A 14,504-nucleotide genomic window follows, 5' to 3' on the forward strand; every position below is an offset into this window, starting at 1 on the left:
GTCGAAAATTGATCGGATCAGTCTTGCGAAGTCCGGGTGGCGAGACTCACAGCGGGAATAGTTACCTACTCTAAGCAAGTTGTTCCTCGCGGAACCATGACTGGGGAAGGAACGAGCATGACCATCGCGCCCGAGCGAGTGGAAGAACCCGTCGCGCGGCCCGTCACGACCGGCCGCGCCCGGTTCGTCCTGATCCTCGGCGGCCTGTCCGCCTTCGGGCCCCTGTCCATCGACATGTACCTGCCCGCGTTGCCGCAGATGGCGGGCGAACTGCGCGCGGCGGACGCGACCGTCCAGCTCACGCTGAGCGCGTTCATCATCGGGCTCGCCATCGGCCAGCTGATCCTCGGACCGCTGTCCGACGCGATCGGCCGCCGCAAACCGCTCGTGGCCGGCCTCGCGCTCTACATGGTCGGCTCGATCCTGTGCGCCGTCGCCCCGACCGCCGAACTGCTCATCGCCGCACGCGGCGTCCAGGCCTTCGGCGCCGCGGCCGGCATCGTGATCGCCAGGGCGACCGTGCGCGACCTCTACTCCGGCACCGCGATGACGAAGTTCTTCTCGCTGCTCATGCTGGTCAACGGGCTCGCCCCGATCCTGGCGCCGATCATCGGCGGCCAGATCCTGAACTGGACCTCGTGGCGCGGCGTGTTCGTCTGCCTGACCGTGTTCGGCGCGCTCCTGCTCGCCGTCGTCTTCTTCCTGCTGCCGGAACCTCTTCCCGAGGAACGCCGCACCCCCGCGCGGTTCGGCTCGGTGCTGCGGAAGTACGCGAGCCTGCTCCGCGACCGCGGCTTCCTCGGCTACGCGCTGGCCTCCGGGCTGATGTTCGGCAGCCTGTTCGCCTACATCTCCGGCTCGTCCTTCGCGCTGCAAGGCGTCTACGGGCTCAGCCCGCAGGCGTACAGCCTGGTGTTCGGGCTCAACGGCATCGGCATCGTGGCCGTCGGCCAGCTGAACGGGCGCATCGTCGGCCGCTTCCCGGAACGGACCCTGCTGACCGTCGGTCTCGTCATCGCGGCGATCGCCGGATTCGGCGTCCTGGCCGCGACGGTGCTGGACCTCGGCCTGATCGGGCTGCTGATCCCGCTGTTCGTCCTGGTGTCGAGTATCGGCATGGTCGCGCCGAACGCGAGTTCGCTGGCGCTCGCCGAACAGGCGCGGTCCGCCGGTTCGGCGTCGGCGCTGCTGGGCGTGCTGCAGTTCGTCGTCGGCGGGCTGGCGACGCCGCTGGTCGGGCTGGGCGGTCCGGGCACCGCTGTCCCGATGGGGATCGTGATGGCGGCCTTCGGCGTGCTCGCGCTGCTGGCCTTCGGGACCATGACGCGGCCCGCCACGGCGGCTTTGGCGGTCGCGCGGGCGTAGGGGTTCGTGAGTGGTTAGGACGGTTCTAACCGTCCTAACCACTCACGAGTCCGTTGAGGTCAGCGGTCTTCAGCTGCTCCGCGGTCACCGTCGCGCGTCCCTCGACCAGTGCCTTCAAGGCGTCCCCGTCATCCCACTGGTTGACGTTCATCGCGGCGGTCACCTGCCCGTCCCGCAGCCAGAACGCGGTGAAGTCCCGCGCCGCGAGGTCACCCCGCACCACGAGCTCGTCACGTTCGGGATCGGCGAGACCCCGGTATTCGCAGCCGAGGTCGTACTGGTCCGAGAAGAAATACGGGCTCCGCAGGTACGGCTCGTTCTCGCCCAGCAGGTTCCCGGCGACGTGCTCGCCCTGCCACTTCGCGTTCGACCAGTGCTCGACGCGGACGCGTTTCCCGTAGCGGGGATGGAAATGCGCGGCGATGTCGCCGATGGCGTAGACGTCGGGCGCGGCCGTCCTCAGGCCGGCGTCGGCGCAGACCCCGCCGTCGTCGGACAGTTCCAGCCCGGCGGCGTGCGCGAGATCGACCCGGGGCGCGGCGCCGACGGCCACCAGCACGACGTCCCCGGGAAGCTCGTCACCACTCTGAAGACGTACACCGGTCACCCCGTCGGGACCGCCGGTGAATCCGGCGACGCCTTCACCCAGCCGCCAGTTCACCCCGTGCTCGGTGTGCAGATCCTTGAAGACGCCGGACACCTGCTCGCCCAGCACCGCGAGCAACGGTGAGCCGACCTGGTCGGCCACGGTCACTTCGGCACCGTGTTCCCTGGCGGCCGCGGCGGCCTCGGTGCCGATCCAGCCCGCGCCGACGATCACCACCCGCCGGGCGTCCTTGAACGCCGAGCGCAGCGCCAGCGCGTCGTCGAGGGTGCGCAGGGTCCGCAGTCCCGGCAGATCCCCGCCGGGCACCGGCAGCGAGCGCGGTCGGGAGCCGGTCGCGAGCACGAGCCGGTCGAATCGGTGCTCTCCGCCCGCGTCGTCGTGCACGAGGCGGGCGCCGAGCTCGATCTTGGTCGCGGTCACTCCGCTCCGGAAGGCGATGTGCTTCTCCGCGTAGAAACCGTCGTCGTGCACCCAGTCGGGTTCATCGGTGTTGCCCATCAGGAGCCCTTTGGACAACGGCGGTAGTTCGTACGGGCGATGCGTGTCGGTGCCGAGCAGCAGGATCTCTCCCGCGTAACCGCGTTCCCGCAGCGTCCCGGCCGCCGTCGCTCCGGCGAGACCGGCGCCGACGATGACGATCTTCCTGGGTTCGGACATCCATGACCTCCCAAGCAGTCCCTCCCCCGGACGCTACTCCCGTACCGCCACTTCCGGCCTAGCGAGAACGGAAGTCGATCACGATACGAAGGATCGGTTAACCCATCAGTAGGAATGTCGGGTAACCCGCGTCACGGCCCCGAAAGCGGCTCGTCCCAGCCTCGGACGAGAAAGGGAGATCATGGGATACGGGAGGATGAGGACGTTGACACCCCGGGACGAATGGTCGGTCGGCTGCCGGGATCTCGCGGGCAGGCGCAGAGACGTGACGGTGTTCGTGAGCAGCGACAAGATCGTGCTCGTGGCGCCGCCCGGAGAGGCCGCCGTGCTCGGGCCGCTGGACGTGGGGCGCCTGCGCGCCGCGCTCCGCGACGCCGTGGTCGCGGTGGCCGAACATCCGGATCACCATGAATGACAACTACCGTTCCTACTTCTGAGTAGGTAGAGTCGGCCCCGTTCGGAAGGAGCCGGCCATGACCACCTACTTCGTGACGGGCGCGACGGGTTTTCTGGGAAAACGCCTGGTCGCGCGCCTACTACGGCGACCTGAGACCGTAGCCGTCCACGTTCTCGTGAGGGAGACCTCACGCGGGAAGCTCCCGAGCCACGAGAAGCTCGTTCCCGTCACCGGCGATCTGACCGAACCCCTGCTGGGCGTCGATCCCGCCTGCTTGGAGCCGCTCGACCACGTCGTGCATCTCGGCGCGATCTACGACCTCACCGCGGACGAAGCGGCGAACCGCGCGGCCAACGTCGACGGCACCCGCAACGTCCTGGAGTTCGCCGCCGCCGCGAAGGCCGGGCTCTTCCACCACGTCTCTTCGATCGCGGTCGCCGGGCAGTACGCCGGGCGGTTCACCGAGGCCGACTTCGACCTCGGCCAGAGTTTCGCTTCGCCGTACCACGCGACGAAGTTCGAGGCGGAGAAACTCGTGCGGCAGCACGGGAAAACCCCGTTCCGGGTGTATCGGCCGTCCGCCGTGGCCGGTGATTCGCGTACCGGTGAGATGGACAAGATCGACGGTCCGTACTACTTCCTGCCCGCGATCTCGCGGCTCGCCGCGCTGCCCCGCCGTCTGCCGCTGGCCGCACCGGATCTCGGCGCCACGAACCTCGTTCCGGTCGACTACGTCGTCGAAGCGATGGAACACCTCATACACGCCGACGCGCCCAGCGGGAGCACGTACCACCTGGCGTCGCCCCGGCCGCAGCCGCTTCACGAGGTCTACAACGCCTTCGCGCGGGCCGCGGGCGGGCCGAAGATCTCCGCGGTCCTTCCTCCCGGGCCGTCCGGAGCGCTGAAGCGGGCCGAAACCCGGCTGGCGAAATCCGCGGCCGCCGGATTCGACCGGGTCCCCGGCGGGCGGCCGGCCCGCGCGGCGGTGCTGGCCGAGCTCGGCATCCCGCTGGAAGTCCTGCCGCATCTGAGCATGGAGGTCGACTTCGACACGAGCGTGACGACGGCCGCGCTCGAAGGCAGCGGGATCACCTTGCCGCCGCTGAAGGAGTACGCCGGCCCGCTCTACCGGTACTGGCTGGAGCACCTGGACCCCGACCGCGGCCGCCGCCGTCCGGGGCCGGAACCCCTCGACGGCCGCAAGGTGCTGATCACCGGCGCGTCCTCGGGTATCGGTCGCGCGTCCGCGCTCGCCGTCGCCGCGAAGGGCGCCGAAGTGATCCTCGTGGCCAGGCGCGCCGACGAACTCGAACAGGTCCGCGAGCAGATCGTCGCGGCGGGCGGGAAGGCGTCGGCGTACCCGTGCGACCTCACCGACGGGGGTGCCGTCGACGCGCTGGTCAAGGACGTGCTCGCCGCGCACGGCGCCGTCGACATGCTGGTCAACAACGCGGGCCGCTCCATCCGGCGGTCGCTTTCGCTGTCCACCGAACGGTTCCACGACTACGAGCGGACGATGGCGATCAACTACTTCGGCCCCGTGCGGCTGACGCTCGGCCTGCTGCCGTCGATGACCGCGCGCGGATTCGGGCACGTCGTCAACGTGACCACCCAAGGACTGCAAACGGACACCCCGCGGTTTTCCGCTTACCTGGCCTCGAAGGCCGCGCTGGAGGAGTTCGGGCTGACCGCCGGCCGGGAAACGCTTTCCGACGGCGTCACCTTCACCTCGGTCCGGATGCCGCTGGTGCGCACCGACATGATCGCGCCGACCGGTTCGTATCGCGGCATGCCGTCGAGCTCCCCCGAACGCGCCGCCGCACTGGTGGTGAAGGCACTGGAGAAACGACCCGAGATCCTGAACCTGCCCGAAGGAACCGCCGCCGAACTCGTGACGCTCGTCGCACCGAAGACGGCACGGTTCTTCGCCCACCTCGTCTACCGCGCCATGCCGGAGTCCGCGCCGGAATCCCGTGGCCTGCCCCGGAAGGCTCCGCTCGCGTCGGTGGCGGGCGCGGTCACCCGGCTGGTCTGGCGCCGCCGTCCCTGAGAGCCTGCCGCCGGGGCTCGATCGGGGGACGCCCCCGGCCGCTACCATCGGTTTCCGATACGCCGGGGGGTCGGCGGGCACGGGCCGAGGCAGGACGACCGGGAAGGGGCAGTGTGGACGTCGCCAGTCCCCCGCTGTCGACCGGACCGGACGCCGCTGGGAGGTCAGCGGTACGTCCGTCCAGGACAGTGCTGCGGCTGTCCCTGCACGCGCTCTGGGTGCTCGCGCTCGCCGTCGCCACCGAACTCCGGGTGGGGCGCTTCGGTTTCCACCCTTCGGACCAGGGCTTCATCCTCGCCCAGGCGTGGCGGGTGCTGCACGGCGAAGTCCCGCATTCCGACATCATCTCCGCGCGGCCGCTGGGTTCGGCGTACCTGCACATCGTCGACTTCGTGCTGCCGGGGCCGTTGTTCTTCGTCTCCAGCGTGCTCAGCATGCTGGAGATCATCCTGGCGACCATCGCGTTCGCCGTGCTGGTCACCCGCCGCCGCGTCCGCGACTGGGGCCCGGGGCTCACCGGGCTGACGGCGGCCGCGTCGCTGCTGAATCTCAACGCCTTCCCGCTGATGGCCTGGCACACGATCGACGGGATCTTCCTGACCGCCTGCGGCGCCTGGGCACTGGATTCGGGGCTGCGCAACGGCAAGGCGTGGCCACGGCGGCTCGGCCTGGTGCTGCTGGGCACCGCGGTGTTCGTCAAACAGAGTTTCGCGCCGGTACCGCTGATCGCGCTGTGCTGGCTGCTGCTGCACCCGTCGCTGCGGGAAGGCGCGTTCCGCACCGGCCGCTGGTGGGCCCGGCTGGCCTGGGATCTGCTGGCGCTGGGCGCTTTCCTGGTGGTCTACCTCGGAATCGTCACCCTCGACGGCGGGCTGGGCGCGATGGCCGAGCAGCTCACCGGCGGCCTGCCCGCGTACGGCGAGCGGCTTCTCGGGCTGTGGCTGGAAAACCCCGCGTCGCTGCTGCGGCCGCCGGTACGGGGCTTGACCTTCTTCGCCATCGCCGGGGTGTTCCTGGCCCTGCTGGGGATCTTCCGCGAGCGCGCGGGCCGCGCCGGGGCGGTCCTCGCGCGGCTGCTGCTCCTTGCCGGAGTCGCGGTGGTGGTCGGCACCGTTGTCGACGGGCATTTCACCGGCGCGTCGCGCTGGGCGGACGTCCTCTGGTGGATCCTCGGTGTCGCGCTGCTGGTGAACTGGGCGGCGACGCGGCGGTTCTCGCGGATGGGCGCGCTCGTCTACGCGACCGGCTTCATGACCAGCCTGTCCTGGGGGAACGACACGCCGACGCTGTTCACCGGAACACTGGCGCTGACGGCGATCCTGCTGGTGGCGGACGCGCTGCCACCACTACCGGAGCCGTCCCGCCGGCTCAGGCTGGCCGGCGCCACGGCGATGGGCCTGGTCGCGGTGCTGGCGTCGGGCTGGGCCGTGGTCGCGCACCACGACGAAGCCGCGTACCTCGACATGGCCCACGAGAAGCTGACCGGCGATCTCGGCGAAGTGACGCCGTCGATGCGCGGGATCCGGACGAATCCGGGCACCTTCACCTACATCTCCCAGATCCAGGACTGCGTCGCGCGGTTCCCCGCCGGGCGCACGGCCGTCCTGCCGGACAACCCGTTCGCGTATCCCGCCTTCGGCCTGCGCAACCCGTTCCCGCTGGAATGGCCGCTGCCGCTGGAGATCGTCGCCGACGCTCCGGAGCGCATGCTCGCGACCGCCGACGTCCTCAACCGCGAAGGCGACTACCTGGTGCTGTTCCAGACCGTCGGCATGCCCGCGCTCGCCAAGGGCGGGCCGGTACCCGCCGAGGTCGCCGGTGACGCGCCGATCTTCGACTACCTCGGGCTGGAGAACGCGCTGCGGTCCCGGCTCACCGGGCAGACCGTCACCTGCGGCAGCTTCGTCGGCAAGTGGGCGCCGCGCCCCTGACGCGTGGGGTCAGTCGACGCCGGCGTCTTCGGGGCGGCCGGAAGCGAGACCGGCGAGGACGTCCAAAGCGGCGCCGAGCGTCTCCAGGGGCGGCGACGAGACGGCGAGACGCACCGCGTTCGGGGCGTGACCCGGGACGACGGCGAACGCGGCCGCCGGGGTGACCGCGATCCCGCGCCGCGCGGCCGCGGCGACGAAGGTCTCGGCGCGCCAGTGCTCGGGGAGCTCCCACCAGCAGTGGTACGCCTGCGGATCGGCACGCAGGGTGAACCCGGCCAGCCGCGCCGCCGTCACCCGCTGGCGTTCCGCGGCGTCGAGCCGTTTCGCCCGCTCGACGGTTTCCAGCGTCCCGCCGGTGATCCACCGGGTCGCGGCTTCGACGGCGAGCCGGGGCGCGACCCAGCCGCCCGAGCGCACGGCCGCGGCCAGCCGTTCCCGCCATTCCGCCGGGACGGCGAGGAAGCCGGTGGTCAGCCCCGGGGCGAGCCGTTTCGACATGCTGTCGACGAACACGGTGCGCTCCGGCGCGTACGCCGCGAACGGGCGGACCTCGGGCCGGAGGAAGGTGTAGATACCGTCCTCGATCACCGGGATGTCCATCCGCCGCACGGTTTCCGCCAGCTCGGCGCGCCGCGCTTCGTCCATTGTGGACCCGAGCGGGTTGTGCAGCGTCGGCTGGACGTACAGCGCGCGGACGGACGCGGCTTCGAGGGCCTCGGGAACGAGACCCAGGTCGTCGGTCTCGATGGGCACCAGCTGGACACCGAGCCGTCCGGCGAGTGCCTTGACCACGGGATAGGTGATGGCTTCGACGGCGAGGCGCTCCCCCATCGGCACGAAGGCGGCGATGGCGGCCGCGATGGCCTGGCGCCCGCTCCCGGCGAAGAGGATTTCCGGCGTCCAGCCGTCCCTCGCGAGCAGCCCGGCGACGGCGTCACGTGCCTGCTTCGAGCCCGAGACGCTTCCCGGTCGCAGCGCCGCGGTCAGGACGTCGTCACGCAGCAGCGGCTCCAGCGCCTTCCCGACCAGAGCCGACTGCTCCGGGAGGACGGCGAAGTTGAGCTCGAGGTCGACCGTCGCGCCACCGGGTTCGGCGAGCGCGGTCTCCAGCGGCGGCCTCCCGGCGCGGACGAAAGTGCCCCGGCCGACCTCGCCGACCACGACACCTCTCCGGACGAGTTCGCCGTAGACCCTGGCGGCGGTCGAGTTGGCGATTCCGCGTTCGCGGGCGAACCGCCGCTGCGGGGGCAGCCGGTCGCCTGGCCGGAGCCTTCCGGCCTCGACGTCGGCGGAGATCTCGTCCGCGACTATCCGGTAGTCCTCCATGCCGTCCTTCGATCGCACCGAGTGCATTCACGCGATTGCACTGGGGATGATGCCATCGACGAACGTCGTGAGCCGACTGCGACCTACGGAACACCACAACGGCGGACTCCTAGGTTAGCCTAACCTGCGTGGAGACCGTGGAAACCCTCACCGAGCAGAGCACGACGTCCCGCCTGCACGCGGACGCGCTGACGCTCGCCTACGACGGCCGGACCGTGGCCGAAGACCTCGGGGTGGTCATCCCCGACCGGTCGTTCACCGTCATCGTCGGCCCGAACGCCTGTGGCAAGACGACCCTGCTGCGCGCGCTCGCGCGGATGCTCAAACCCCGCCAGGGGTCGGTGTTCCTCGACGGGCAGGTGATCAGTTCCTTCCCCGCCAAGGAGGTCGCCCGGCGGCTCGGCCTGCTCCCGCAGAGCTCGATCGCGCCCGACGGCATCACCGTCGCGGACCTCGTCGCGCGTGGCCGGTACCCGCACCAGCGCCTGCTGCGCCAGTGGTCCCGTGAGGACGCCACCGTGGTCGCGGAGTCCATGCGCGCCACCGGGGTCGACGACCTCGCCGAGCGGCTGGTCGACGAACTGTCGGGCGGTCAGCGGCAGCGCGTGTGGATGGCGATGGCGCTCGCGCAGGAGACCGATCTCCTGCTGCTCGACGAGCCGACGACGTACCTGGACATCGCCCACCAGATGGACATCCTCGACCTGTGCGCGCAGTTGCACCAGGAACAGGGCCGGACGCTGGTCGCGGTGCTGCACGACCTCAACCACGCCGCCCGCTACGCGACGCACATGATCGCGATGCGCGGCGGAGAGGTCCTGGCGACGGGCTCGCCCGAAGAGGTGGTGACCGCGGCCAACGTCGAGAAGATCTTCGAGCTGCCCTGCCGGGTGATGCCGTGTCCCGAAACCGGGACCCCGCTGGTGATCCCGAAGGCCGGGCGCCGCGCCGCGTGATCATCCCGGAGTAGGTTGGCGGCGGAGGTGCCATGTCACAGCAACTGTGGTCCGAAGTGGACGACTACCTGTCCGGAGTGCTCATCCCGGCCGATCCCGCCCTCGAAGGCGCGCGTGAGGCGTCGGATCGGGCCGGGCTGCCGTCGATCGCCGTCGCGCCGAACCAGGGCAAACTGCTCAACCTGATGGCGCGGATGATCGGCGCCCGGTCCATCCTGGAGATCGGCACGCTCGGCGGGTACAGCACGATCTGGCTCGCCCGCGCCCTGCCGCCGCAGGGCAGGCTCGTCACCCTCGAATACGACCCGAAGCACGCCGAGGTCGCGCGCGCCAACATCGAAGCGGCCGGGCTCGGCGGGCTGGTCGACGTCCGCGTCGGCAAGGCGCTGGACCTGCTGCCGTCGGTCGAGGGCCCGATCGATCTGGCGTTCATCGACGCCGACAAAGTCAACAACCCGGCCTACTTCGAGGCGTCGCTGAAACTCGTCCGGCCCGGCGGCGTGATCGTGGTCGACAACGTCGTCCGCGGTGGCGCGGTGACCGACGCCGCCAGCGAAGACCCGAACGTCCAAGGGATCAGGCGGCTGCACGAGATGATCGCCGCCGAGCCTCGCGTCGACGCGACGGCCGTCCAGACGGTTGGCAGCAAGGGCTACGACGGGCTGACCGTCGTGCTGGTGAAGCCCTGACGGACGACTCGCGGCCGCGGTCGTGTCGTCCGTCCAGACACGCGTGTCGTCCGTCTGATCACACGTGTCGTCCGTCTAATCACGCGTGTCGTCCCACTCGGTATCGGTGTCCCTTCAGCTGCTGGGTGCCGGGTCTGGCCGGAGGTTGCGAAAGCCACTTTCGCAACCTCCAACGTTGCGAAAGTGGCTTTCGCAACGCCCGGCCAGGCCCGGTCCTGTGCCGTCCTGGCGACCGTGTCGCGAAAGCCACTTTCGCGACGTCTGACGTCCCGAAAGTGGCTTTCGCGACACCACCTCAGACCGGGGCACCTTGGCCAGAACGCACCTGGGCGGAAACCCTCACCGCGGCGCCGTCGTGACCGGCCGCGGGCCCGAGCCCTCCGGCCACCGCACCGGCATCCCCTGGTGCACACCGTTCATGAAGCGCTGCCAAACGTCGGCCGGGATCGTCCGCCCGGTCAGTTTCTCCCCGGCGGCGTCCCGCATGCGGCGCGGCTCGTCGGAGCCGACCCAGACCGCCGTCGCCAGCTGCGGCGTGTACCCGACCGCCCAGCCGCCGGCGTTGTCGTCCGTCTCCTCGAACTGGAAGTCGCCGGTCTTCAGCGCCGCCGGGCGGTCCTTCAGTCCGGTGGCCAGCACCTGGCTCATCGTGCCGGCGATCCGGCGGCTCAGCGCCTCGTCGTCCTTGAACGCGGGCGCCCGGTCCGACGGCCGTTCCCACACGATCTCGCCGTTCTCGTCCCGGATCTTCGACACCAGATGCGGGGTGGCGCGCATTCCGTCGGCGGCGAAGGTCGCGTAGGCACCGGCCATGTCGCTGGGGCGCAAGGGATAACGGCCGACCGCGATCCCGGGGCTGATCAGGAATCCGTCCTTCTCCCGCAGCGTCACCGCGCCGTCGACGGTCTCGGGGATCCCGGCCGCGCGGGCGCCTTCGCGGACCGCCTCCGCGCCGAGTTTCTTCGCCAGGTCGACGAACGGGCCCCTGGCGCCCCGCACCATCGCCTCGCGCAGCGTGCATTTCCCCGCTTCACCGCACTGGTCCTCGAATTTGAAGGTTTCGCCGAGGAAGTCGACCTCCGCGGGCGCCTTGAGCGGTTCGTCCACGCCGGCGCCCCGTTCGAGACCGGCGGCGAGGATGAACGGCTGGAAGGCGGAGCCGGTGCCGTACGGGGTGCCGGCGTAGTCGTGCACGCTCCAGCCACCGCCGTTGTAGGCGCGGATGGCGCCGGTCCCGGGTTCGACGGCGACCAGCGACGCGCGGAAGTGCTCCGGCTGCCCCTTCAAGCGTTCCTTGACGGCTTTCTCGGCTTCGGCCTGTGCTCGCGGATCGATGGTCGTCTCGACCTTCATCGCGCCGCCGCGGAGCCGGTCGAGCGGGTAACCGACCTGTTCCAGTTCCGCGAGGACCTGCTGCTTGATGTGGTACTGCTCGTAGGTCACGCGACCGGCCCGGGTCTCCGACGGCGCCTGGATCGCGTCCTCCGGATAGGTCATGGTGACCGCTTCGGCCTGGCTGACGTAACCGCGCGCGACCAGCTTGTTCATCACATAGGACCAGCGCTTCCTCGCGTGCTCATGGCTGGACGCGTACGGGTCGTGCACCGACGGCGACTGGATCATGCCCGCGAGGAACGCCGCCTCGCTCCAGGTCATCGAATCGTCCAGCTTGCGGCCGAAGTAGGCGTTCATCGCCGACGCCGGGCCGTAGGTGCCGCGGCCGAACGAGATGATGTTGACGTAGCTTTCGAAGATCTCCTTCTTGGTCTGCTGCTGGGTGATCTTCGTGGCGAGCACCAGCTCGGAGAACTTGCGGGTGAGGGTGGCGTCCTCGTTGCCGGTGGATTTCTTGATGTACTGCTGGGTGATCCCCGAACCGCCGCCGACGCCGGTCACCAGCGCGCGGCCGAGCCCGGTGAGATCGAAGCCTTCGTTGTCCCAGAAGGTCGGGTCCTCGGTCGCGACGATCGCGTCGCGCAGTTTCGCGGGGACGGCGTCGTACGGCACGAACAGCCGGTCGCCGCCGGGCGGGACGACCTTGAGCAGTTCGGAGCCGTCGGCGTTCTGCAGGACCACGGTCTTGTCGAGGTCGGCGAGGACCTCTTGCGGGCTGCGGACGTCGAGCAGGACGTACGCGAGCCCGAACGCGACGACGGGGATGCCGACGAGCAGGCCGAGCGTCCAGGCGGCGATCCGCCGCCACCTGCGCTTCTTCCCTTTCGGCTCCGGGGTGGCCGTGGTCTCCGACTCGGGTGCATCCGGGTTCTCCACGCCAGGTTAGACGCCCGAACGAGTGAAAAGGTTGTGGGAAAATCACCGAAACGCGGTCAGGCGAGGAAGGCCCGAAGGAGCGAAGCCGTCCCCTCGACGTGCTCCGTCATCGCCCGCCGGGCAGCTTCGGAGTCCCCGGCGAGGATCGCGTCGACGATGGCCTCGTGCTGGGCGTTGGAGTGCTCCAGGTTCGGTTCGAGCAGCGGGATCATGTCGAGCAGCTGGTTGACCCGCATGCGCGCGTCGGCCATCGCCGTGGTCAGCGAACCGGACGCGGTGACCTCGGCGATCGCCAGGTGCAGCCGCGAATCCTTGCGCCGGTAGTCGCCGACGTCGGCCGCGGCCGCCTCGGCGAGCGTGCTGGTCAGGTGCTGCCGGTCGGCCGGGGTGAGGGACCGTGAAGCCGCCATCTCGGCGGCGCCGGTCTCCAGGACGTGCCGCAGGCCGAGGGCGTCCTCCAGGGTGGCGTTGTCGACCTTCCGCCCTTCGGTGGCGGGCGGGTCTGGCAGGACGTCGTTGACGAACGTGCCGCCGTACCGCCCGCGCCGCGACTCGACGTAACCCGCGTCGGACAGCGCGCGGATGGCCTCGCGCAGCGTCACCCGGCTGACCCCGAGCCGCTCGGCCAGCTCGCGTTCCGAAGGCAGCCGCTCCCCCGCGCCCACCACGCCCAGCCGGATCGCCTGGAGCAGCCTTTCGACGGTCTCCTCGAAGGCGTTGCCCGCGCGCACCGGGCGGAACAGCGCGTCACCCGCGTTCGCGACCGTGCTCGACTCCACCCTTCGAGTTTAGGCGGCCCGCAATTCGTCCTCTGGATGCGGTACTTGCGTGTGCAACTACCGCATCCAGAGGACTGAACGCGGGCGATCAGCACTCGATGACGTTCACGGCGAGGCCGCCGCGTGCGGTTTCCTTGTACTTCACGCTCATGTCGGCGCCGGTCTCGCGCATCGTCTTGATCGCCTTGTCCAGCGTCACGACGTGCGAACCGTCGCCGCGCATCGCCATCCGCGCGGCGTGGATCGCCTTGGACGCGCCGACGGCGTTGCGCTCGATGCACGGGATCTGCACCAGCCCGCCGACCGGGTCGCAGGTCAGCCCCAGGTGGTGCTCGACGCCGATCTCGGCGGCGTTCTCCACCTGCGCGGGTGAACCGCCGAGGACCTCGGTGAGCCCGGCGGCGGCCATGGCGCTGGCCGAACCGACCTCGCCCTGGCAGCCGACCTCGGCGCCCGAGATCGAGCCCGTCTGCTTGAGGATCGAGCCGATCGCGCCCGCGGTGAGCATGAACGTCACGATGCCGTCGTCCGACGAGCCCCGGATGAACCGCTGGTAGTAGTGCAGAACGGCCGGGATGATCCCCGCGGCGCCGTTGGTCGGCGCGGTGACGACGCGGCCGCCCGCGGCGTTCTCCTCGTTGACCGCCAGCGCGTACAGGCTCACCCAATCCATCGCGTACAGCGGGTCGCCGACGCCGTCCTCGGCGAGCAGCTTCTCGTGCAACGCCTTCGCGCGGCGCGGCACCTTCAGCCCGCCCGGCAGCACGCCCTCGTGCTCGCACCCGTTGCGCACGCATTCCGCCATGACCTGCCAGATCTCCAGCAGCCCTTCGCGGACTTCCTCACGCGTGCGCCACGAAAGCTCGTTGCGCAGCATGATCTCGCTGATCGGCAGCCCCGTGTCCTCGCAGTGCTTCAGCAGATCCGCACCGGTACGGAACGGGAACTCCAGCCGGGTCGAGTCCTCTACGACGACAGTGTCGGTCTCATAGGACTCGTCCCGCACGAACCCGCCGCCGACCGAGTAGTAGGTGCGCTCGCGCAGCACCTTCCCGTCGGCGTCGAACGCGCGGAAGATCATCCCGTTCGGATGCGCCGGCAACGACTTCCGCCGGTGCATGGTCAGGTCGGTGTCCTCGGTGAACACGATCTCGTGCTCGCCGCGCACCCGGAGCCTGCCCGATTCCCGGATCTCCGCGATCTTGCCGGGAACGGTGTCGGTGTCGATCTCCTCCGGACGCTCCCCCGACAGCCCGAGCAGCACGGCCTTGTCACTGCCGTGCCCGAACCCGGTGGCGCCCAGCGAGCCGAAAAGCTCGCTCTGGACACGCGTCGTGGCCGTCAGGTCGCCGTCGGCGGCCAGACCGTCCACAAAGGTCAGTGCGGCGCGCATCGGGCCCACCGTATGGGAGCTGGAGGGGCCGATGCCGATCGAAAACAGGTCGAAGACGCTGATCGCCATTGATCTGCCCTCCT

General features: G+C 70.2%; 11 protein-coding genes. 6 read left to right on the top strand and 5 right to left on the bottom strand.

What is annotated here, in order from left to right:
- Positions 1-117: 117 nt before the first annotated feature.
- Positions 118-1,365, top strand: coding sequence for a Bcr/CflA family multidrug efflux MFS transporter (locus tag H4W30_RS10840; protein WP_192742731.1), 1,248 nt, complete (start codon positions 118-120; stop codon positions 1,363-1,365).
- 34 nt (positions 1,366-1,399) lie between these two features.
- On the opposite strand, the gene H4W30_RS10845 is transcribed toward H4W30_RS10840, so the two are convergent.
- A complete protein-coding gene (locus H4W30_RS10845) occupies positions 1,400-2,629 on the bottom strand; it encodes an NAD(P)/FAD-dependent oxidoreductase (RefSeq protein ID WP_192742732.1) in 1,230 nt (409 codons plus the stop codon).
- A gap of 196 nt (positions 2,630-2,825) precedes the next feature.
- Here H4W30_RS10845 and H4W30_RS10850 point away from each other — a divergent pair, with 196 nt between their 5' ends.
- The 3 genes from H4W30_RS10850 (at position 2,826) to H4W30_RS10860 (ending at position 7,007) form a co-directional block, all read left to right on the top strand.
- Positions 2,826-3,044 (top strand): hypothetical protein, encoded by a 219-nt coding sequence (locus tag H4W30_RS10850; RefSeq protein WP_378234741.1) that lies wholly within the window; start codon positions 2,826-2,828, stop codon positions 3,042-3,044.
- 58 nt (positions 3,045-3,102) lie between these two features.
- A complete protein-coding gene (locus H4W30_RS10855) occupies positions 3,103-5,076 on the top strand; it encodes an SDR family oxidoreductase (RefSeq protein WP_192742734.1) in 1,974 nt (657 codons plus the stop codon).
- Positions 5,077-5,189: 113 nt separating this feature from the next.
- The gene (locus H4W30_RS10860; protein ID WP_192742735.1) at positions 5,190-7,007 is read left to right on the top strand and encodes a hypothetical protein; all 1,818 of its coding nucleotides are present in this window, start codon (positions 5,190-5,192) and stop codon (positions 7,005-7,007) included.
- 9 nt (positions 7,008-7,016) lie between these two features.
- Here the strand turns inward: H4W30_RS10860 and H4W30_RS10865 are convergent, their stop codons facing one another.
- A complete protein-coding gene (locus H4W30_RS10865) occupies positions 7,017-8,333 on the bottom strand; it encodes an aminotransferase-like domain-containing protein (RefSeq protein ID WP_192744051.1) in 1,317 nt (438 codons plus the stop codon).
- 128 nt (positions 8,334-8,461) lie between these two features.
- On the opposite strand from H4W30_RS10865, the gene H4W30_RS10870 reads away from it, so the two are divergent.
- Together H4W30_RS10870 and H4W30_RS10875 are read left to right on the top strand one after the other, a co-directional pair.
- A complete protein-coding gene (locus H4W30_RS10870; RefSeq protein WP_126733523.1) occupies positions 8,462-9,289 on the top strand; it encodes an ABC transporter ATP-binding protein in 828 nt (275 codons plus the stop codon).
- 32 nt (positions 9,290-9,321) lie between these two features.
- Positions 9,322-9,978, top strand: coding sequence for an O-methyltransferase (locus tag H4W30_RS10875; RefSeq protein WP_192742736.1), 657 nt, complete (start codon positions 9,322-9,324; stop codon positions 9,976-9,978).
- A gap of 339 nt (positions 9,979-10,317) precedes the next feature.
- Here the strand turns inward: H4W30_RS10875 and H4W30_RS10880 are convergent, their stop codons facing one another.
- The 3 genes from H4W30_RS10880 to H4W30_RS10890 form a co-directional block, all read right to left on the bottom strand.
- Entirely contained in the window at positions 10,318-12,249 is a 1,932-nt protein-coding gene (locus H4W30_RS10880; RefSeq protein WP_192742737.1) for a transglycosylase domain-containing protein, read from the bottom strand.
- A 56-nt stretch (positions 12,250-12,305) separates the two neighbouring features.
- The gene (locus H4W30_RS10885) at positions 12,306-13,028 is read right to left on the bottom strand and encodes a FadR/GntR family transcriptional regulator (RefSeq protein WP_192742738.1); all 723 of its coding nucleotides are present in this window, start codon (positions 13,026-13,028) and stop codon (positions 12,306-12,308) included.
- An 88-nt stretch (positions 13,029-13,116) separates the two neighbouring features.
- Positions 13,117-14,490, bottom strand: a complete 1,374-nt coding sequence (locus tag H4W30_RS10890; protein WP_192742739.1) for an L-serine ammonia-lyase — start codon at positions 14,488-14,490, stop codon at positions 13,117-13,119.
- Between the last annotated feature and the right edge of the window lie 14 nt (positions 14,491-14,504).

Source organism: Amycolatopsis roodepoortensis (genome assembly GCF_014873915.1).
GTDB classification, from domain to species: Bacteria; Actinomycetota; Actinomycetes; order Mycobacteriales; family Pseudonocardiaceae; genus Amycolatopsis; species Amycolatopsis roodepoortensis.

Bases quoted from the DNA above. Each gene is read 5' to 3' on its own strand.
- H4W30_RS10840 (WP_192742731.1), top strand. From the start codon at position 118: ATGACCATCGCGCCCGAGCGAGTGGAAGAACCCGTCGCGCGGCCCGTC.
- H4W30_RS10845 (WP_192742732.1), bottom strand. From the start codon at position 2,629: ATGTCCGAACCCAGGAAGATCGTCATCGTCGGCGCCGGTCTCGCCGGA.
- H4W30_RS10850 (WP_378234741.1), top strand. From the start codon at position 2,826: ATGAGGACGTTGACACCCCGGGACGAATGGTCGGTCGGCTGCCGGGAT.
- H4W30_RS10855 (WP_192742734.1), top strand. From the start codon at position 3,103: ATGACCACCTACTTCGTGACGGGCGCGACGGGTTTTCTGGGAAAACGC.
- H4W30_RS10865 (WP_192744051.1), bottom strand. From the start codon at position 8,333: ATGGAGGACTACCGGATAGTCGCGGACGAGATCTCCGCCGACGTCGAG.
- H4W30_RS10875 (WP_192742736.1), top strand. From the start codon at position 9,322: ATGTCACAGCAACTGTGGTCCGAAGTGGACGACTACCTGTCCGGAGTG.
- H4W30_RS10890 (WP_192742739.1), bottom strand. From the start codon at position 14,490: ATGGCGATCAGCGTCTTCGACCTGTTTTCGATCGGCATCGGCCCCTCC.